Source organism: Sphingobacterium sp. UBA1897 (assembly GCF_002337775.1).
Lineage (GTDB): Bacteria > Bacteroidota > Bacteroidia > Sphingobacteriales > Sphingobacteriaceae > Sphingobacterium > Sphingobacterium siyangense.
Genome location: NZ_DDGR01000001.1, coordinates 149547 through 169059, shown reverse-complemented (window position 1 = coordinate 169059; position 19513 = coordinate 149547). Strand labels below are relative to the sequence as shown.

18 protein-coding genes are annotated in these 19513 nt (G+C 38.7%); 5 read left to right on the top strand and 13 right to left on the bottom strand.

The features are described 5' to 3' along the window. Nucleotides 1–53: 53 nt before the first annotated feature. Complete coding sequence (locus B4N43_RS00635) at nucleotides 54–1229, bottom strand: amidohydrolase family protein (protein ID WP_088160035.1); 1176 nt, start codon at nucleotides 1227–1229, stop codon at nucleotides 54–56. A gap of 408 nt (nucleotides 1230–1637) precedes the next feature. Between B4N43_RS00635 and B4N43_RS00630 the strand changes: the two genes are divergently transcribed. The 5 genes from B4N43_RS00630 (at nucleotide 1638) to B4N43_RS00610 (ending at nucleotide 7210) form a co-directional block, all read left to right on the top strand. Further along, nucleotides 1638–4073, top strand: a complete 2436-nt coding sequence (locus tag B4N43_RS00630; protein ID WP_145327209.1) for a TonB-dependent receptor — start codon at nucleotides 1638–1640, stop codon at nucleotides 4071–4073. Nucleotides 4074–4213: 140 nt separating this feature from the next. Continuing rightward, on the top strand, nucleotides 4214–4672 hold the full coding sequence (dtd, locus tag B4N43_RS00625) for a D-aminoacyl-tRNA deacylase (protein WP_120333195.1): 459 nt from the start codon (nucleotides 4214–4216) through the stop codon (nucleotides 4670–4672). A gap of 16 nt (nucleotides 4673–4688) precedes the next feature. Beyond that, the gene (locus B4N43_RS00620; RefSeq protein WP_286732292.1) at nucleotides 4689–5015 is read left to right on the top strand and encodes a nucleotide pyrophosphohydrolase; all 327 of its coding nucleotides are present in this window, start codon (nucleotides 4689–4691) and stop codon (nucleotides 5013–5015) included. Between the two features lie 62 nt (nucleotides 5016–5077). Beyond that, nucleotides 5078–6778, top strand: a complete 1701-nt coding sequence (gene ggt, locus B4N43_RS00615; protein WP_145327213.1) for a gamma-glutamyltransferase — start codon at nucleotides 5078–5080, stop codon at nucleotides 6776–6778. A gap of 57 nt (nucleotides 6779–6835) precedes the next feature. Next, nucleotides 6836–7210, top strand: a complete 375-nt coding sequence (locus B4N43_RS00610) for a hypothetical protein (RefSeq protein WP_075990822.1) — start codon at nucleotides 6836–6838, stop codon at nucleotides 7208–7210. A gap of 60 nt (nucleotides 7211–7270) precedes the next feature. On the opposite strand, the gene groL is transcribed toward B4N43_RS00610, so the two are convergent. The 12 genes from groL to B4N43_RS00550 form a co-directional block, all read right to left on the bottom strand. Continuing rightward, entirely contained in the window at nucleotides 7271–8908 is a 1638-nt protein-coding gene (gene groL, locus B4N43_RS00605) for a chaperonin GroEL (RefSeq protein ID WP_070561631.1), read from the bottom strand. A 167-nt stretch (nucleotides 8909–9075) separates the two neighbouring features. Further along, on the bottom strand, nucleotides 9076–9351 hold the full coding sequence (locus B4N43_RS00600; RefSeq protein WP_088160030.1) for a co-chaperone GroES: 276 nt from the start codon (nucleotides 9349–9351) through the stop codon (nucleotides 9076–9078). Between the two features lie 302 nt (nucleotides 9352–9653). Beyond that, entirely contained in the window at nucleotides 9654–10067 is a 414-nt protein-coding gene (gene secG / locus B4N43_RS00595) for a preprotein translocase subunit SecG (RefSeq protein ID WP_088160029.1), read from the bottom strand. Between the two features lie 12 nt (nucleotides 10068–10079). Continuing rightward, the gene (locus B4N43_RS00590; protein WP_088160028.1) at nucleotides 10080–11150 is read right to left on the bottom strand and encodes a hypothetical protein; all 1071 of its coding nucleotides are present in this window, start codon (nucleotides 11148–11150) and stop codon (nucleotides 10080–10082) included. A gap of 13 nt (nucleotides 11151–11163) precedes the next feature. After that, nucleotides 11164–11679 carry an LptE family protein gene (locus B4N43_RS00585; protein ID WP_088160027.1) on the bottom strand — a complete coding sequence of 172 codons (516 nt, stop codon included), beginning with the start codon at nucleotides 11677–11679 and terminating at the stop codon, nucleotides 11164–11166. A gap of 9 nt (nucleotides 11680–11688) precedes the next feature. Then, on the bottom strand, nucleotides 11689–12963 hold the full coding sequence (locus B4N43_RS00580; protein WP_145327217.1) for a sigma-54 interaction domain-containing protein: 1275 nt from the start codon (nucleotides 12961–12963) through the stop codon (nucleotides 11689–11691). Between the two features lie 36 nt (nucleotides 12964–12999). Continuing rightward, complete coding sequence (gene miaB, locus B4N43_RS00575; protein WP_088160025.1) at nucleotides 13000–14436, bottom strand: tRNA (N6-isopentenyl adenosine(37)-C2)-methylthiotransferase MiaB; 1437 nt, start codon at nucleotides 14434–14436, stop codon at nucleotides 13000–13002. Nucleotides 14437–14744: 308 nt separating this feature from the next. Then, on the bottom strand, nucleotides 14745–15434 hold the full coding sequence (locus B4N43_RS00570; RefSeq protein ID WP_172462318.1) for an OmpA family protein: 690 nt from the start codon (nucleotides 15432–15434) through the stop codon (nucleotides 14745–14747). Between the two features lie 212 nt (nucleotides 15435–15646). Then, the gene (locus B4N43_RS00565; protein ID WP_088160023.1) at nucleotides 15647–16399 is read right to left on the bottom strand and encodes a hypothetical protein; all 753 of its coding nucleotides are present in this window, start codon (nucleotides 16397–16399) and stop codon (nucleotides 15647–15649) included. 205 nt (nucleotides 16400–16604) lie between these two features. Further along, nucleotides 16605–17003 (bottom strand): hypothetical protein, encoded by a 399-nt coding sequence (locus B4N43_RS00560; RefSeq protein WP_088160022.1) that lies wholly within the window; start codon nucleotides 17001–17003, stop codon nucleotides 16605–16607. 11 nt (nucleotides 17004–17014) lie between these two features. After that, a complete protein-coding gene (gene rlmD / locus B4N43_RS00555; RefSeq protein WP_145327221.1) occupies nucleotides 17015–18424 on the bottom strand; it encodes a 23S rRNA (uracil(1939)-C(5))-methyltransferase RlmD in 1410 nt (469 codons plus the stop codon). A 395-nt stretch (nucleotides 18425–18819) separates the two neighbouring features. After that, nucleotides 18820–19395 carry a TetR/AcrR family transcriptional regulator gene (locus B4N43_RS00550; protein ID WP_046674798.1) on the bottom strand — a complete coding sequence of 192 codons (576 nt, stop codon included), beginning with the start codon at nucleotides 19393–19395 and terminating at the stop codon, nucleotides 18820–18822. Between the last annotated feature and the right edge of the window lie 118 nt (nucleotides 19396–19513).

Genomic DNA, 19513 nt, shown 5'->3' with positions numbered 1-19513 from the left:
GTCATGGACGGTTCAATAAGAGCAAAAGTACAGAAGTTTTGGGGAATTAAATACTACGCTAAACGTTTTACCTTAACATCTTCATTTAGGCGCATGTGTTCCATACCTTGCAACAACACAATCCCAGGTTTTTTACCCACTTCAAGTGAGCCAAATTCATTCTCAATGTTCAACGCGATAGCACCATTGATTGTAGCCCATTGAATAGTCTGCAAGAAATCCAGATCCTCAAAGTGCGCATGCAATACCTTTAGCTCCTCCAAAATGGACAATGTGTCGTTTGAAGCTAAACTGTCCGTTCCAATTACCAAACGCTGTCCGGCATTCATAAAATTCTGAACCTTTGGTAATGTTCCCTCAATATAAAGGTTGGCCTTTGGACAGAGACACCACATCACATCACGATCCATACGCTCTACAAAATCCAAATCTTTAAGAGAGGTATAGGTATTATGAACCAACAATAATTTATTTGGATAAGGCAAATAAGGAAGATAAGACTGAATCGAATTTCTTGCCTGCGCCTTAATCGCATCAGCATTTTTTCCTATACTTTTATAAAAGTCCAAGAACTCACCCATTTTATAACGGAACAGTTTATTCTCCTCTTCACTTTCTTGATTGTGAATACTGATAATATTTGTTTCCGGAACCATCTTCTTGAATTTTTTAAAAAGGACCTTCGAACAAGAATAGGGAGCGTGCGGAGTAATGGATACATGCCCATTCCTAAACTCTTGGGTCAACGATTTAGCCTCCTTTAACTTAAAGTCAGCTTCTTCAGGTTCAATTCCGAGCACCTCCACAAATGTGTGATATAATATCTGTGAATCTTCCTTCAATTTTGAAGAATTATCAGTGTTGGCGTGATCTCCGACTGCGACAATACCATTTTCGTACATATCTCGATCGGCTTTGGCCATAGCGTCATCTATTTTTTTCATCGATGCCGACCGCGTTGTCATCACCTTACTGAGAAAGCTCGGAAGCCCCGTACCTTTAGGAACAATACCTTTCATATGCGACAATTCAATGTGGCAATGTGCATTGATAAAACCTGGAATTATCACTCCTTCATATCTCTCAACCTTCGTTTTATCTGAAGGTGTAAATGAAGTTGGGTCATAGATACCTTGAATTACCCCCTCCTCATCTACCGAAACAATACCGTCTTTTATTGGCATTGAAGTAATCGGCAGAATATAATTAGCGCTTAAATATTTTAACATTTTATCTCCTCACTATCAATTTAGTAACTAAAATTTTTTGACCTGTATGAATACATACCTTTAGTAGAAAAATTCATGCCAAGGTACCTAAAAAGAACAATAAATACCAAAAACAACAATTTGCACAAATTTTTAACCAAAAAGAAATAATACCGCAAATCCGCTCTTTTTCATTTGTCATAAATTACTTCTTTATACTTCATTTCAATTTTAAATTTATATATTCGCAGCATCGAATAGGGGTGCCTTGTTTTGTCAGGAACACAAATAAAGGCTGAGATTATACCCAACAGATTAAATTCTGTACACCTGATCCAGATAATGCTGGCGTAGGGAGAGGTTAGTTAAATAGTGCGGTCGTAGTAACCCCTTGCTATGATTTGTTTAACTCAAACAAAATACATTACCATGATCAAATTTTTGATTTGTAGCTCCTTAGCTACTATTTCAAGCCAAATTGCCATTGCGCAACAAAATCTGACAATTAAAGCTGTAGACAATACCAATCAGACCCCCTTACAGTATGTTTCCATATCTATAGATGGACAAGCATCCTTTGCTGGCCAATCGGACAAAAATGGGCTGATTAAACTATATCGTATCAATACAGGTAAGCACCAGATCCAGGTATCTTCTCTTGGATATAAAACATGGAGCCAAAATGTGGATGTTAAAGACAATTTGGAGCTTACGGTAGCGTTAGAACCTAGTACAATTCAAATGGAAGAGGTGCTTGTTCAATCTACCCGTGCCAAAAGAAATGCTCCTACAACCTTTAAAAACATCTCCAAAGAAGAAATAACACGTAACAACCTCGGCCAGGATATCCCATTCCTTTTAAATCAGACTCCATCCGTGCAGGTCAATTCCGATGCCGGGGCAGGCATAGGTTATACCGGAATGACAATCAGGGGATCAGATAATCAACGAATCAACGTAACATTAAATGGAATCCCTTTAAATGATGCCGAGAGCATGGGTTCATTTTTTGTAAACCTTCCCGACTTTGCCTCTTCTACCGAGAGCATCCAAGTTCAGCGTGGTATTGGGACTTCGACGAATGGTGCCGGATCATTTGGAGCCTCATTAAATATTCAGTCCAATACGTTAGTCGAAACCCCTTACGCAGAGCTCAACAATTCATTTGGCTCCTACAATACCTGGAAAAATACAGTCAAGGTAGGTACCGGGCTAATTAACGACAAATTTGCCTTCAATGCCAGATTATCTCGAATCAGTAGCGATGGTTATATCGAAAGAGGTAGTTCAGACTTACAGTCTTTTTATGTGGACGGAGGTTATTATGGCAAGAAACATATTTTAAAAGGAATTGTATTCTGGGGAAAAGAAAAGACATATCAAGCCTGGAATGGCGTTCCCGAACCATTGATTACTGGCGATCGATCACGCATGGATGACTATGCAGATAATGCACTCGAAATCTCGGGCGCAGAGAAAGATCGTTTCATGAACGCCGGCCGGAATTATAATCTATATACGTATCAAAATCAAACAGATAATTATACGCAGAAACATCATCAACTTCATTATACCAATATCCTGAACGACAAATTGACGCTCAATACAGCCCTACACTATACAAGAGGTTATGGTTACTATGAAGAAATGAGACCCGGAGATAAACTAAGTAAATACGGCTTGCCTAACGTCATCATTGGTAAAGATACCATACAAAAAACAGATCTCGTCCGCAGGAGATGGCTTGATAATTATTTTTATGGCATGACCTATGCCCTAAATTACAGACCGAATGATCAGCTTGAAATTACTTGGGGTGGAGCTTATAATCAATACAAAGGAAAACATTATGGCCAGGTGATTTGGGCACAATATGCATCAACAGGTTTTCTTGACGATAAATATTACTTCGGGAAATCACAAAAAAATGATTTCAGTAATTTCTTAAAGGTCGATTATAAACTAGATAAGTGGATATTAATGGCCGATATTCAATATCGGAATGTAGATTACCACATGTATGGTGATGATGATAAGGTGAAAAATTATAATTATCATCCTAAGTTTAATTTCTTAAACCCTAAAGCTGGTGCAACTTATTTGCTAAATGACCATTCAAATGTATACGCTTCCTATGCCTTTGCACAAAAAGAACCTGTTCGCAAGGATTTTATAGAGAAAAATAGCGCCTTACCAGACCCTACCCCAGAGAAAATGCAGGACATCGAATTTGGCTATCGCTTTACAAATGAAAAATTCAACATCGGATTGAATGGGTATGGCATGTTTTACAAGGATCAGTTGATCCCAACAGGTGAAATCAGTGATACTGGCTCTCCAATTCGACAAAATGTCAAAGATAGCTATAGAATGGGACTTGAATTCGATGGATCATGGAACATCAGCAAACAGTTCAACTGGAAAGCAACAGCTAGTTTCAGCCAAAATAAAATTAAAGACTTTGAAGAGGTAATCGGTAATACAAGGATATTTTATTCGAAAACAGACATTGCTTTATCTCCGGGAACGATTTTGTCAAGTAATTTTTCTTATAGTCCGATAACATCACTGACATTCTCTCTACTATCCAAATTTGTAGGAAGACAATATCTAGATAATTCATCTGCGAAAGAGAGGAGCATTTCCTCTTATTTTGTCAACAATCTGTTAGCAAATTATAGCTTTACAGCATTAGGTATCAAAAACATCAGTGCAACTTTACAGGTCAACAACATCTTAAACGAAAAGTACGAAGCCAATGGCTACACCTTCGGTTGGATGGAAGGTGATACCCGAAAATATTATAATTTCTATTTCCCACAAGCACCAACAAATTTCCTATTGGGCCTGAATTTCAAATTTTAGAAACAATTTATTTAAATAAAAAAACGTCTCTTTTTTCCTGAGGAAGCAAGAGACGTTTTTTATTTAATATGGTGGATAAATTGCACATTACATCGTGTTTAACAATCGGAATTTTTACCTTTGGTTTTATACTTTTCATTATGCGCGCAGTTATACAACGAGTGAAAAACGCCTCTTGTACGGTAGATAATCAGATTACAGGCCAGATCCAGAAGGGTTTAATGATTTTATTAGGAGTTGAAGAAGCAGACACAACAGAAGATCTTAAATGGTTAGGACAGAAATTCATCAACTTACGCATCTTCGAGGATGAACAGGGCTTGATGAATAAATCGATACAGGATATAGACGGAAATATCTTACTCATCTCACAATTCACCCTCTTTGCTCAAACAAAAAAAGGAAACAGACCTTCTTTTATCAGAGCAGCAAAACCGGATAAAGCCAAACCAATGTATGAAGAGATGGCTTTATTGTTAAGTCAATTGCTCCAAAAAGAGGTTCAACTGGGCATATTCGGAGCAGATATGAAAATCGACCTACTGAATGATGGTCCAGTTACCATCGTCATGGATACAAAAGATAAGGACAACTTTTAATTTTTTATTGAAAAAGATGACAATTAAAGAAGCACAAGACATTATTGACAAATGGATCAATAGTACCGGAGTACGTTATTTCAACGAACTGACAAACACCGCTATACTCATGGAAGAAGTCGGTGAGGTTGCCCGAATAATGGCTCGGCAATACGGAGAGCAATCTTTCAAAAAATCAGACAAAGAAGTCAATTTAGCAGATGAAATGGCCGATGTATTATTCGTTTTGATGTGTCTTGCCAATCAAACGGGAATTGATCTAACAGAAGCTCTGCAACAAAATCTTCAAAAGAAATCAATTCGGGATGCCGACCGCCATAAAAACAACGAAAAACTTAAATAATTGGAGATCGTATTGTTTGTACAACTCTTTGAGATAATATTTAAAGTTTTAAATCGAATACGATGTATAAATTCATAACCTATTCGCTCATAGCGAGCATATGCCTTGCCTCTTGTGCGACAAAACAACAGCTAAATTCTAAGGTCGAGCAGGCCAGTACTTTTAATAAGGCTGCCGTAGTCACAGCGCATCCTTTGGCTTCAGAAGTCGGCGTAAAGATTTTAAAACAAGGTGGAAATGCAATAGATGCTGCAGTTGCCGTGCAATTTGCTTTGGCAGTTGTTTATCCAAATGCAGGAAATATTGGCGGCGGCGGCTTTATGCTCTATCGCGATCATCGGGGTAATTTAGATGCCCTAGATTTTCGTGAGAAAGCTCCTCAAAAAGCATCCCGGGATATGTATCTCGATGCCCAAGGTAATGTTATTCCTGAGTTGAGTCTTTACAGTCAATTGGCCTCAGGCATCCCTGGGTCTGTTGCCGGTATGTGGGAAGCACACAGAAAGTATGGCAAGTTGCAATGGAAAGATCTCGTACTCCCAGCAATACAGCTCGCCAGAACAGGTTTTAAAATCAGTCAACGACAAGCCAATGAGTTTGAAAGCCATAAAGATCGTTTTGTCAAGCTGAATCCCTCTGGTGCTGCAATTATCAAAACCACAGCTTGGAAAACAGCTGACCCATTTATCCAGGAGGAACTCGCGAAAACGCTGGAAAGAATCGCAATAGAAGGGCGAGACGGCTTCTATAAAGGTAAAACGGCCGACTTAATTGTTGCCGAAATGGACAAAGGGAAAGGCATTATCAATCATCAAGATTTACTGGATTATCAGGCAATTTGGCGTACCCCAATTTCCACAAATTACAGGGGGCACAAAGTTATTTCCATGCCGCCGCCTTCGAGTGGGGGAACATCTCTTTTGGCCTTGCTCAAATCAGTCGAACAGTTTCCACTTCAACGCTGGGGCTTTCAAACCGATTCAACCATTCGTGTCATGGTCGAAGCTGAACGCTATGTATATGCCAATCGGGCCAAATATTTAGGAGATCCTGATTTTATTAGGGTACCCGTCCAACAGCTTATTGACTCCAGCTCAAATGCACATAAACTCAATTCATTCAATTTCCGTAAAGCGACATTAAGCAAAGATGTCAATGCAGATGTCATTCCTGGCTATGAAAGTGAACAAACGACACATTTCAATATCGTAGACGAGCAAGGGAATGCAGTATCCATTACAACAACACTCAATGATTCTTATGGCTCGGGAGTATTTGTGGCCGGCGCAGGTTTTCTCCTAAACAATGAAATGGATGATTTCTCTGTGAAGACCGGTGTCCCAAACATGTATGGGCTTACAGGGGAAAAAGCGAACGAGATTCAGCCCGGCAAAAGAATGCTCAGCTCAATGACACCCACTATTGTAGAAAAAGATGGCAAACTATTCATGGTTGTGGGAACCCCGGGGGGATCAACCATCATTACCTCTGTTTTTCAGACTATCCTCAACGTTATTGACTTCCGACAAAATGCACAATCTGCTGTGAGCCTGCCAAGATTTCATCATCAATGGCTTCCTGATCGCATTGATGTCGAAAATAACGCTATCAATTCCAATTTACGTGGCCAATTGACAAAAGATGGCTATACGATAAATCCGAGAGGGGCAATCGGCCGTGTGGAGAATATACTTGTATTACCAAATGGTAAATTACAGACAGGAGCCGACCCACGTGGAGACGATACAGCGAAAGGTTATTAGATTAAATAATGATTAAACTATTTGATGCAATCCCTATCTTACAAGAAATAACATATTATGATTCAAAGGAACTACAACAGGATTTTCAGAGCAACATTAGCGACCATATTTACGCTGATTTTATTTTCAAACTGCAAAATACTTCAAGGGCCTGATCTTACAAAGATACAAGTTGGTATGACCAAAGCACAAGTTATTCAAAAACTTGGAAAACCAGACGCTATTGTGGCTGCTAAGAAGTATCAGGAAGGCATCTTAGAAATATACGAATATAATACTCCTCAACTTGAAAATCCAGTAGATTCAGCCTCAGGATTTCGTCAATATTGGTTACATTTTTTTAATGACGAGCTGCAGGAATGGGGTACTAAACGTAATTATTCACCTCGAGAATACGATCATTATTACGAGAAATACAGAAGGCGTCATTAAGTACAAGGCATAAAAAAACCTGTTATCTAAGATAACAGGTTTTTTTTATAAGGATGAATCTTACATCATTCCACCCATACCGCCACCCATTGGAGGAGCACCAGCACCTACAGGGTTTTCTTCAGCTTCGTCAGCTAAGACACACTCGGTAGTCAATAACATTGAAGCAACTGAAGCTGCATTTTCCAATGCTACACGAGATACTTTAGTTGGATCAATTACACCAGCAGCGATTAAGTTCTCGTAACGGTCTGTACGTGCGTTGTAACCGAAATCTGCAGTTCCTTCTTTCACTTTTTGAACGATTACTGCACCTTCAATACCAGCGTTATTACAGATCTGACGTAATGGCTCTTCGATAGCGCGTTTAATGATGTCAATACCGATTTGCTCATCTTCGTTGTCACCTTTAAGGTTTACCAAGGCTTCAGTTGAGCGAATGAATGCAACACCACCACCAGCGATAATACCTTCTTCAACAGCTGCACGAGTTGCATGTAAAGCATCATCAACACGGTCTTTTTTCTCTTTCATTTCAACCTCAGTAGTCGCACCTACATATAACACAGCTACACCACCTGACAATTTTGCCAGACGTTCTTGTAGTTTTTCGCGATCGTAATCAGAAGTTGTTGTTTCGATTTGTGAACGGATTTGAGCAACGCGTGCTTTGATATCCTCTACATTACCAGAACCATTGATAATAGTTGTGTTATCTTTGTCAACTTGAACTTTTTCAGCTTGACCCAAGTAAGATAACTCAGCATTCTCTAATTTGAAACCTCTTTCTTCAGAGATAACAGTACCACCAGTTAAGATAGCGATATCTTCTAACATTGCTTTACGACGGTCACCGAAACCTGGAGCTTTAACAGCTGCAACTTTCAATGAACCACGGATTTTATTAACAACTAATGTTGCAAGTGCCTCACCATCTAAGTCTTCAGCAATGATCAATAATGGTTTACCAGTTTGAACTTGTTTCTCCAAGATAGGCAACAATTCTTTCATGTTACTGATTTTCTTGTCGTAGATCAAGATGTATGGGTTATCTAGTTCCGCTTCCATTTTGTCAGAATTTGTCACAAAATATGGCGATAAATAACCACGGTCAAATTGCATACCTTCCACAGTTTTTACTTCTGTTTCAGTACCTTTTGCCTCTTCAACAGTGATAACACCGTCGTTACCTACTTTTTCCATTGCTTGAGCGATCAAAGCACCAATTACTTCGTCATTGTTCGCTGAAATAGTAGCAACTTGTTTAATTTTATTATTGTCTTGACCAACTTCTTGAGATTGAGATTTCAAGTTAGCAACAACAGTTGCAACAGCTTTGTCAATACCACGTTTTAGATCCATTGGATTAGCTCCAGCCGCAACAGATTTGATACCTGGAGCAACGATTGCTTGCGCTAATACAGTAGCAGTTGTAGTACCGTCACCAGCTTGATCAGCTGTTTTGGAAGCTACTTCTTTTACCATTTGTGCACCCATATTTTCTAAAGCGTCTTTCAATTCGATTTCTTTCGCTACCGAAACACCATCTTTAGTAATTACTGGAGCACCAAATTTTTTCTCAATAATTACGTTACGTCCTTTAGGACCCAATGTTACTTTAACTGCATTAGCTAAAGTATCTACACCTTTTTTAAGGGCCTCGCGAGCCTCAACGTTATATTTTACTTGTTTTGCCATTGTTATATGAGTATTTAGTATTTCTAAGAAGCATAATTAGGCGTTGAAATAGAACCGTAAACCAATTTTATCTTTTAATACGTCTAATTTTAAAGCTTCACTAAAATAATCTATTGAATTCTTATTTGAGCCAGCAAGCTCATTTTTAAATAACCTGTTCGTATTAATTAGATAACAGCGTAAATATCAGACTCACGCATAATTAAGTACTCTTTTCCTTCATAAGTGATTTCAGTACCTGCGTATTTTCCATACAATACTTTATCACCAACTTTAACAGTTAACGGCTCGTCAACTTTACCTGTACCTACAGCAACTACTGTACCTTGAGATGGTTTTTCTTTCGCTGTATCGGGAATATATAACCCTGAAGCTGTTTTTTCTTCTGCAGGAGCAGCCTCTACTACTACTCTATCTCCGATAGGTTGGATACTTAATGCCATAATTAATTTACTTTTTATCTGTTATTGAATTTATTTTAATGTTATAATCGTTATAAACACATCATCTTTTATGCCAATTGTAAATAAGACAGCTTATAAGACAATTTTTCACAGAAAAGTTAATATCTCCATCGACAAAAATTCATTTTGCTGTCACACTGTCATTCCCGGCCTGCCAGTCTTACTTCCGTCGACCGCCATCCCAATAAAATTAACGGTACAGGTCTGCCTTAGACAAAATACCCAACATAAAAAAGCCCCGTCTGTGAAAACAAACGGGGCTCATAATTCTTTAATGACAACTATTTCTTAGCTTCTTCTGCTGGTTTTGTTGCCGGTGTAGTCACTGGGGCCTTTTCTTGCGATTGAGACGGAGCAGCTTGCTCTTGTCCCGCAGGAGCACCAGCAGGTTGTTGTCCAGTACCCAAATTCAATGGACCTTGTTGTTTAGGCGCTTCAATTTGACCTCCCAATCCACCTTTAGATGTACTTGGAGACGTACCAATAACATTTACACCTAAGCTAAATACCATAATGGCAATAACCATGATCCAGGTACCTTTTTCCAAAAAGTCACCTGTACGTTTTACTCCCATAAGATTCGTTCCACCTGAAAAACCAGATGACAAACCACCTCCTTTTGGATTTTGGATTAAAACCAAAAACGCTAAAATAATACTAGCTAATATGATTAGACCGATTAATAATCCTTGCATCTCTTTATGTTATTAATTTAATTTCTTTTCTAATTCTGTTATGCGTGCCGCAAAGTAAGCATTTTTTTCTGGATATTTCAAAACTAATTTTTTGTAAACCTCTATTGCTTTTGGATATAAGCCTTGCTCCATATAGATCTTTGCAAGCGTTTCGGTAACAAGTGAATGTTGATCTTCCGAACTTTTCCTAGCTTTATTCTCCAAGTCTAATTTTTCCGCTTGCAGAGGCTGAATCATAGGCTCCTCACGAATAAACTTCTCGATCACCTCATCAGTTTTACGTGGTATTTGAAAAGATATGGTCGTTTTAACCTCATCACTCAACTTTGCTTCAGGCGATTGTAAGTGAAAGATATTCTCCCGGATCTGTTGATCGAGTAGCTGACTATCCAGTTTCTCATGAATTTTAGCAATATCGTCATTGGAGGGCGTCATCGGGCCTAATGGAGATTTAACATAGGGCTGATAGGTATCAGCATATTCTAATCTCGTCTTATGCAACCACCATAAGAAACTGTATGGCATGGTATCATCATCATAGACCGAAACACGCTCTTGACCATCATCCATTATTTCGGCAACAGATTCCGATAGAACAGGTGTTACTAGTGCCGACTCCTCTGAATCGGCAATAATTTCTTGCTGCTGATCGCTTGACCGAAAATAATCTTTTGCAACCCCCGCTTGAATCAAACGATCCAATTCATCAACCTCCACCTTGGATAAAACTGGTTCAGCAACAATTTCGCTCTCAGTTTCAATTTCGACAATCCCATCATCGTCGCGAATTGCTCCATCCACTAGAAATTCATCTGAAGGCATTATTGTATCAGGCTCTGCCGCTGATTTACAATGCATAAATTCATACAACCAACTCGGAGAAGATGCATAGAGCAAAGTAGACGATAAATTCTGAACTGAACTATGCTTGCCAAAAACTTTACGCTCATAGACAAATCGCAGGCTTTGGGCATACGGGTATTTTTCAATCAATGCTAAAACAACATCTTCGGCCACGGTGTCCGGATGATTGATTGCTTGAAAAAAAAGCTCGTTATTGGATAATGATATATTAAGATTCATCTTGGAAATAGAATTACCAATTAGCAAACGCTTTATTGTATATATCCTCAGTTAACATTTGAATAATTTCTTTACCCAAGGTCTCTTCTTGCGCGCTCTGAAGGTTTCCTGCAAATTCTTTAAATCGCGTAAAAGGTTGCTCAAAATCATCCTTCGGATTAATTTTATTATGATAGGTAACCTTGATTGTAATAGTCAATCTATTCATAGCTGCACGATCTGTCCCAGCTTCAACAGCTGCCGGACTTATCGAATACTCTGTAATAAATCCTTCAAAGGTAGCATCACCGTCTTGATTCACCTGACTCAATCGAGATTGGTTACGGATACGCTCTTTCAGTGCCTCCGTAAAATTCTGACTTAAGGTCGGATAAACCAAAGGAGCTATATTTTCGAAATATTGAATATTGACTGTTTTCATTCCCTCAGGAATGGATCCACCAGTAAATCCATATTTTACCCCACAACTATTCATTACAAACAAAAAGGTTGTGGTGAGAAAAGCATATAAAATTTTTCTTGACAACATCTGTAAACCTTAATCTAAATTTAAGTCTTTAATTTTTCTGTACAAAGTTCTTTCAGAAATTCCCAACTCTTGCGCAGCAGCTTTACGTTTACCGCGGTGCTTTTTCAGTGCTTTCTTGATCAGATCAGACTCCTTATCAACAAGCGATAAAGATTCTTCAACTTCTTGAGCATCCTGCAGATATTCATCCTGTGCAACAGGACTTTTTAATACATTTGTCGTATTTGCCGGAGAATGTATCGTTAGCGTTGGGGTTGTATTATAATTTTCTGGATCCGCTTTCAATTGTGGTTCAATCTCTTGGTACAATTGATTAATGTAGGGAGAATTTTGATCAAATGTGCTAGAATCGACACCTTTCTGAATTAATTCAACCACCAGTTTCTTCAGATCAACCATATCCTTCTTCATATCAAATAAGACTTTATACAGCAAGTCTCTTTCTGAAAAATCCTCTTTTCCACCATTATTTGAAGGAACGACCGCTGGCAAACTCGTTCTGGATTCATTGGGCAGATAATTTTGAAGTGTATATGCATCAACAATGCGTTCTTTTTCCAAAACAGCGATTTGTTCCGCAACATTTTTCAGTTGACGCACGTTTCCAGGCCAGCTATAGTTGCGTAGCATATTCTGTGCATCTTCTGTCAGTTGAACCCCAGGTGTACGGTATTTCTCAGAAAAGTCCACAATAAACTTGCGAAATAATAAGTTGATATCTTCAGGTCTTTCACGTAAAGACGGTACGCGCAATGGTACAGTATTTAAGCGATAATAAAGATCTTCGCGAAATTTACCTTTTTGTACGGCTTCAAACACATTCACATTTGTCGCAGCAACCACCCGCACATTTGTCTTCTGTACCTTGGATGACCCTACCCGTATATACTCACCGGACTCCAATACCCGTAATAATCTTGCTTGTGTACCCAAAGGCAACTCACCTACTTCATCTAGAAAGATTGTTCCACCATCAACGACTTCAAAATATCCCTTCCTGGCTTCATGGGCACCCGTAAAAGAACCTTTTTCGTGACCAAACAACTCGGAGTCAATGGTCCCCTCTGGTATAGCTCCACAATTGACCGCAATAAAAGGGCCATGCTTACGGGAGCTCAATTGATGGATAATATGCGAAAAAACTTCTTTACCACTCCCACTTTCACCCTGTATTAATACGGAGATATCAGTTGGAGCCACTTGTCGTGCAATATCGATAGCACGGTTCAACAAAGGCGAATTACCGATAATTCCAAATCTATTCTTTATATCTTGGTTATCCATAAATTTCCAGTTGGAAATAAAACAATCTAAGTTTTCTTAATCAACAATCTTTCCTAATAATGTCGCAGAAGTACATGACTCGATAAGTACATTCACATAATCACCTTGTTTAAATCGAGGATCGATTGGAAATACCACCAATGCATTTTGATCATTACGACCGCAAAAATCGAACTCAGACCTTTTTGAAAATCCCTCAACAAGCACTTTACATACTTTGCCAACAAAATGTTGATAACGATATAAGCTATGATCGCGCTGTTTATTGATAACTTCTGTTAAACGACGTTTTTTTACATCCTCTGGAATATCATCTGCGTATCTTTTTGCAGCCAAAGTACCTGGCCTTTCCGAGTAAGCAAACATATAGGCGAAATCGTATTTGACATAATCCATCATAGATAATGTTTCCTGATGCTCCTCTTCCGTTTCAGTACAGAAACCTGTAATAACATCTGTAGAAATAGCACATTCAGGAATAATACGACGAATGGCATCCACACGTTCCATATACCATTCACGGTCATATGTACGATTCATCAATTCCAATACACGGGAATTTCCAGATTGAACTGGCAAGTGAATATAATTACAGATGTTTTCATGCGAAGCTATTGCATATAAAACTTCATCTGTAATATCTTTTGGATGGGAAGTAGAGAAGCGAATACGTAAAAGCGGGCTGATTTCAGCAACCATCGTAAGCAAGCTAGCAAATGTTATAGTTTCACCCGGTTCCTCCCCTTCAGCTACTGGAGCAGTATATTTGTAGGAATCCACATTTTGTCCCAACAACGTAACCTCCTTATAGCCTGCATTAAAGAGATCTTGGGCCTCCTTGACGATAGATTGCGGATCACGGCTACGTTCACGTCCACGTGTAAAAGGAACAACACAGAAAGAACACATGTTGTCGCAGCCACGCATAATCGAAATAAAAGCTGTTACACCGTTTGAATTCAAACGAACAGGATTAATATCGGCATACGTTTCCTCTCTAGATAACAAGACGTTTACAGCTTTAGCTCCATCGTCAACCTTATCAATCAAATTTGGCAGATCGCGATAAGCATCTGGCCCTACAACGACATCAACCAACTTTTCTTCCTCTAAGAATTTCGATTTCAAACGCTCGGCCATACACCCCAGCACTCCAACGATCATTCCAGGATTTTTTGCTTTAGCAGCTTCAAATTCCTTTAGACGATTGCGCACTCGCTGTTCTGCATTTTCGCGGATTGAACAGGTATTAATAAAAACCACATCAGCTTCCTGATAATTCTTGGTTGTTTCAAATCCCTTATCCAACAAAATAGAAGCAACAATCTCACTATCCGAAAAATTCATCTGGCAACCGTAACTTTCAATATACAGTTTGCGTCCATTACTTAAAATCGGATCCTGTTCTAATAATAATGCCTCACCCTGACGAGATTCGTCGTGTTCCTTAGTGGTATGTGTTAAATCTAGCATAGCTCGATATTCAATAGAATATAATTTTTATTATTTTCGATGGCGTAACCAATGCAATGACCGATCTTTTGCTGATCTGATTTTATGCCCTTAGTTATTTCAAAGACTACAAAGTTAGAAATTTAAATCCATATAATGACAGTTTGTCAGACAGAAATATGGTTTATCCTTTGTCAAATTTTAGGAGCAAATGGACCATATAAAAATTCTGACACGCTGTATTTCACAAAAAAAGCGTTGATTAAATCAACGCTTTCTTATGATTCAAGATCAATAAATTTGTTTCAGGAGAATATTCCTAAAAATGCTTACTGACCTGCTTGTTGTTTTGCTTCTTTTTTCATTTGATCACCTGCTACAATAACGATTTCAACACGACGGTTTTGAGCTCGTCCTGCTTCCGTATCGTTACTTGCAATTGGCTCAGAGAAGTTTCTACCTTCAGTTCTAATACGCGAAGACGCTAAGCCTTTAGATACCGCAAATGCACGTACAGAATTTGCGCGGTCCAAAGACACTTTTTCATTCGCAGCCAACGTACCTACATTATCTGTATGTCCGATAACCAGGATTTCAGTACCTTGTTCTTTGTTCAAGGTTGTTACCAAATTTGCGATATTATCTTTAGCTGACGCTTTTAAATCTGATTTATTGAAGTCAAATAAAATACCTGAATCAAACTTAACCACGATACCTTCTGCAGATTGCGTAACTTCAGCACCTTCAACAGTTTTAGAAATCTCAGCAGCTTGCTTATCCATTTTTTTACCAATCAATACACCGGCAGCTCCACCAATGGCAGCACCCGCTAATGTACCGATAGCCGTATTACCGGCTTTGCCACCGATCAATGCACCTAAAGCACCTCCAGCAACACCACCGATTACACCACCTTTAGTCGTATTATTTGTATTTTGGATGGTAGAACAACTTCCAAATAACATAGCTGAGGTTGCAACTGTCAAACCTAATACAGCCAATTTTCTATTCATTTTCATATGTATGCTATCTAAGACTTTTAATATTCAAATTAAATACCGTTCTACTAAAATCAAACAAAGTGCCAAAAGACATTTTTATCAACTTTTTTGTTACAAAACACTGAAAAAGGCCGTTAAAACTTCCAAAAATGACGTCGATACGCTACATAATTTTAAATCACCTTTTCCTACTCGTACAAACAGCTAACAGTAACAAAAGCAAAATGTTTTTATTTTTCTTGAGTCTTTACTTCAATATCAGGTAAAAGAGCTCCTTTAGGCCTTCCCTTTGCATTAAAGTCGTCCATAGATTGTTGTACGTAATGCATTAAATCATACTGTCCCCAATGCTCAGCCAAATCAAAAGATGGACGGTAACGTATCATAAAAGCATCTAATTCTGTACTATCCAGCTTCGTCAGATTTTTAACAGCTTCACGAGAGAAAATACGATCAACTTGTAATTCATCCTTCTCTTTGTCCATAAATCGCCCAAAGCGTTTTGCATTCTTGGCTTCCCTTCCAAAAAGATTATAAAGGGCGGTTGCAGGACTACCCAGATAGGTTCCGAACTTATTTTTACCCCCATTATAAACACCCTTTTTAGCGTAATTATTCATGGCATCATTTAATTCGGCCTCTTTCGTTTTTCGCTCAACGATGACGGTCTCCAATCGTATCCCTTCTTGCAATTCCACATAAAACTCATTCAGGTTGGTCAGCACGGTTTTAACAGGTGAATACCCGACTTTGGTAAAAGACAGGGAGTCTCCTACCGATGCATCAATCGTAAAAACACCAAAAGAGTTACTCAACGTTGATCTGTGCGTGCGCATATTAAGCACCACAGCATCTCCAATGCGATTACCGTTCCCCTTTTGCAGCACCATTCCCGAAACCTTCTGCTGTTGTTGCGCAGTAGCTCCAAAATAGGTGAATAACAGCAAAAAAAGCCCTAATATATGTATATGTATTATTTTCATCCTATTATCTCTCTTCAATTACCCCAATTGGTTTCAGTGCGATTGTAAATCAACAATTTCATTGGGTCAAACATTCATTTCCGTAAGGAACAGCTTATAATTTATTTCAATCTTATTAATTCCCAGCTACACCTAACCTACTTTGTTAAAAGTAATAATAGTTTGACACTTGTACTGTTAAAAAAGTTTAAATATTCTTTGTTTATCATTTGTATGGATAAAAAACAAAATTAGCCCCTTCAGCAACTACAACAAACAAGCACATATAGTCTTTCGCAGGCTTATAGTTCTGAATAAAAGACGCTTTACGATCTTCTTGAATAATATCCATTTCTACAAACTCTTCCAGTGTCGAGGCGTTTATGCTCCATTTCGTCTCCAGTTCCTTACGATCTAATATCACTTCGCCAACGGAAACTTCATGCTGATGTGCGACAAAAATTGGGTAGTCAGAATAACCTTCTTCAACAATCTCCAGCGCTACTTCGCGGATTGATTCACTATAAAAATCGAGATCTACCTGCAGACTTTTTAATGGACTTTGCTCTGTAGACGGTGTATTTTCTTCTCTTGCAGATCCTGCAAATAAATCTTCTACTTCCATACTGTATGCTATTACTTCTTTAATTCCAATAAAACCACATTCTCAACGTGTTGGGTATGCGGAAACATATCTACTGGCTTGATCCGCTTCACCTCATATTTTTCGCCCAACAACACCAAATCGCGTGCCTGTGTAGCAGCATTACAACTGACATATACAATACGCGGTGATTCCATTTCTAACAAACGAGCTACAACGTCAGCGTGCATTCCTGCACGTGGTGGATCTGTAATCACCACATCTGGTTTTCCGTGTTCAGCTATGAAGGAAGGGGTCAACACATCTTTCATATCTCCAGCGTAGAACTTTGTATTCGTAATATCATTGATCGACGAATTGACTTTAGCGTCCTCAATGGCAGTAGGAACATACTCTACACCAACAACTTCTCTCGCCCTCTTAGCGACAAAGTTTGCAATTGTACCCGCTCCTGTATACAAGTCATACACCAACTCATCCCCCTTTAAATCGGCAAAGTCACGTGTGATTTTATACAGCTCATACGCTTGTGCAGAGTTTGTTTGATAGAACGACTTAGGCCCAACCTTGTAACGCAAGCCCTCCATCTCCTCATAGATAAAATCACGACCGGCATATACATGAATATCCTGATCGAAGATTGTATCATTGCGTTTCTGGTTTACAATATATAACAGGGAAGCGACTTGAGGAAACTTTTCTTTAACAAATTCCATCAACAACTCAACCTGTCCTTCTTCCGGATATGCAAACACAACGATCACCATCATCTCCCCGGTTGAAGAAATACGGATAATCAAATTACGCAATACACCTGTGTGTTCACGCAAATCGTAGAACGTCATATCTTGACTAAGAGCAAAATCACGGATACTATTACGAACTTCATTTGAAGGATCTTCTTGCAAAAAACAATGATCGATATCTAAAATCTTATCAAAACGTCCAGGCACGTGAAAACCCAGTGCATTCATTTCTAATTGGGACGAATCTTCATCAACAGAAGTCAACCATTTTTTGTTTGAAAAAGTATATTCTAATTTATTTCTGTAATATTCTGTTTGCGCAGAGCCTAAAATACTTTCCATCGCCGAAGTATCTACTTTCCCAATACGCGAAAGGGCATTATCGACAGATTGTTGCTTAAATTTTAGCTGAGCATCATAGGTCATATGCTGCCACTTACATCCGCCACACACTCCGAAATGTTCACAAAACGGATCTACACGATAAGATGAAGCCTCTTTTAAACTGGTCACCCGAGCCTCCGCAAAATTCTTTTTCTTGCGCATAAGCTCCACGTCAACAACATCACCAGGAACAGCTTTTTCTACAAACAAAACCAAATCTTCGGTTTTTCCAACACCTCTACCCTCTTCGGCAATATCAATGATGGCAATATCTTTCAAGAACTTTTTCTCTTGCGGAATTCTTCTACTCATAGGGTGCAAAAATACAAATTTATACCGATTTTTCATCTGCATAAATGATTTATAGCCATTGATTATCACTGGCATAAACGAGTACCTGACAGGTATGATAAGTTTCGAACGAATAGAATACCGGGATCAGATTCGGACATTGTTCGTACCTTGTTCGGATGCGATACAGATCGTGTACCGTTGCTGATCAGATTCCGACCAAACGCTGAACAGGAATTATCTGTTCAGGGTCTGGTCAATAATAGTTGCAAGACTGTTCATCTCCGAAGGTGGTACGAACATAATACGAAGACAACCCGACAATACCATTAACGTTGCTGAGCATCATAAAAAAGTGAACATGCAAAAAAAGATAACGTCGTGAATTAGAAAGGGATGAGCGCGTTATAATAATGTTACTGAACTGTTGCCTGAACAAGATAAGGAAGGATCTCTTTCTGAAACGAAATAAAGTTTTTTCGCACATCGGCATCTGAGACGGCCGTAAAAGCAAAAGAAAACACAATACTCTTACTAGACTTGATCAAAAAGGTCAGCTTTTCTTCACTAATCGCTTCATTTATTTTTTCATTCTGAATGAATGTGCTTAGGAGCAGAAACTCCAAATCTTCAGAAAGCGTCTTTAGATATTCTTGTGCGTTCGCAGATTCCCGGATAAACTCCCAACCGATCAATTCATTGCAAGCCGTATAGGTCAGTCGGCTTACCCGCAAAATTGTTGAAGCCAAAAACGAAGCCATATCATCCTCATATTTGGTTGTTTTCAAAATATCCTGCAGACTCGCACGAAGATAATCCATGAGAATGGCATGCAAGATCATCTCTTTACTATCAAAATACTTGTACACCGTCGCCTTCGCAATCTTAGCTTTTTTTGCCAATGTGTTCACACTGGTTTTATGGTAGCCATTTTGACGAAAGAGCTCACGTGCTGTTCTTTTTATGGATTCAATAATATAATCTGGTTCCATATACGTTAGATCGTACGAATGTTGAAAGTCATCTACAAAGCTTAAAGACCAAAAAGCATCACATTATTCTCTTGCCTAATTATCGTAGAGAATAATGTGATGCCACAATCTTTACAAT

Bases quoted from the DNA above. Each gene is read 5' to 3' on its own strand.
- B4N43_RS00635 (WP_088160035.1), bottom strand. From the start codon at position 1,229: ATGTTAAAATATTTAAGCGCTAATTATATTCTGCCGATTACTTCAATG.
- B4N43_RS00630 (WP_145327209.1), top strand. From the start codon at position 1,638: ATGATCAAATTTTTGATTTGTAGCTCCTTAGCTACTATTTCAAGCCAA.
- dtd (WP_120333195.1), top strand. From the start codon at position 4,214: ATGCGCGCAGTTATACAACGAGTGAAAAACGCCTCTTGTACGGTAGAT.
- B4N43_RS00620 (WP_286732292.1), top strand. From the start codon at position 4,689: ATGACAATTAAAGAAGCACAAGACATTATTGACAAATGGATCAATAGT.
- ggt (WP_145327213.1), top strand. From the start codon at position 5,078: ATGTATAAATTCATAACCTATTCGCTCATAGCGAGCATATGCCTTGCC.
- B4N43_RS00610 (WP_075990822.1), top strand. From the start codon at position 6,836: ATGATTCAAAGGAACTACAACAGGATTTTCAGAGCAACATTAGCGACC.
- groL (WP_070561631.1), bottom strand. From the start codon at position 8,908: ATGGCAAAACAAGTAAAATATAACGTTGAGGCTCGCGAGGCCCTTAAA.
- B4N43_RS00600 (WP_088160030.1), bottom strand. From the start codon at position 9,351: ATGGCATTAAGTATCCAACCTATCGGAGATAGAGTAGTAGTAGAGGCT.
- secG (WP_088160029.1), bottom strand. From the start codon at position 10,067: ATGCAAGGATTATTAATCGGTCTAATCATATTAGCTAGTATTATTTTA.
- B4N43_RS00590 (WP_088160028.1), bottom strand. From the start codon at position 11,150: ATGAATCTTAATATATCATTATCCAATAACGAGCTTTTTTTTCAAGCA.
- B4N43_RS00585 (WP_088160027.1), bottom strand. From the start codon at position 11,679: ATGTTGTCAAGAAAAATTTTATATGCTTTTCTCACCACAACCTTTTTG.
- B4N43_RS00580 (WP_145327217.1), bottom strand. From the start codon at position 12,963: ATGGATAACCAAGATATAAAGAATAGATTTGGAATTATCGGTAATTCG.
- miaB (WP_088160025.1), bottom strand. From the start codon at position 14,436: ATGCTAGATTTAACACATACCACTAAGGAACACGACGAATCTCGTCAG.
- B4N43_RS00570 (WP_172462318.1), bottom strand. From the start codon at position 15,434: ATGAAAATGAATAGAAAATTGGCTGTATTAGGTTTGACAGTTGCAACC.
- B4N43_RS00565 (WP_088160023.1), bottom strand. From the start codon at position 16,399: ATGAAAATAATACATATACATATATTAGGGCTTTTTTTGCTGTTATTC.
- B4N43_RS00560 (WP_088160022.1), bottom strand. From the start codon at position 17,003: ATGGAAGTAGAAGATTTATTTGCAGGATCTGCAAGAGAAGAAAATACA.
- rlmD (WP_145327221.1), bottom strand. From the start codon at position 18,424: ATGAGTAGAAGAATTCCGCAAGAGAAAAAGTTCTTGAAAGATATTGCC.
- B4N43_RS00550 (WP_046674798.1), bottom strand. From the start codon at position 19,395: ATGGAACCAGATTATATTATTGAATCCATAAAAAGAACAGCACGTGAG.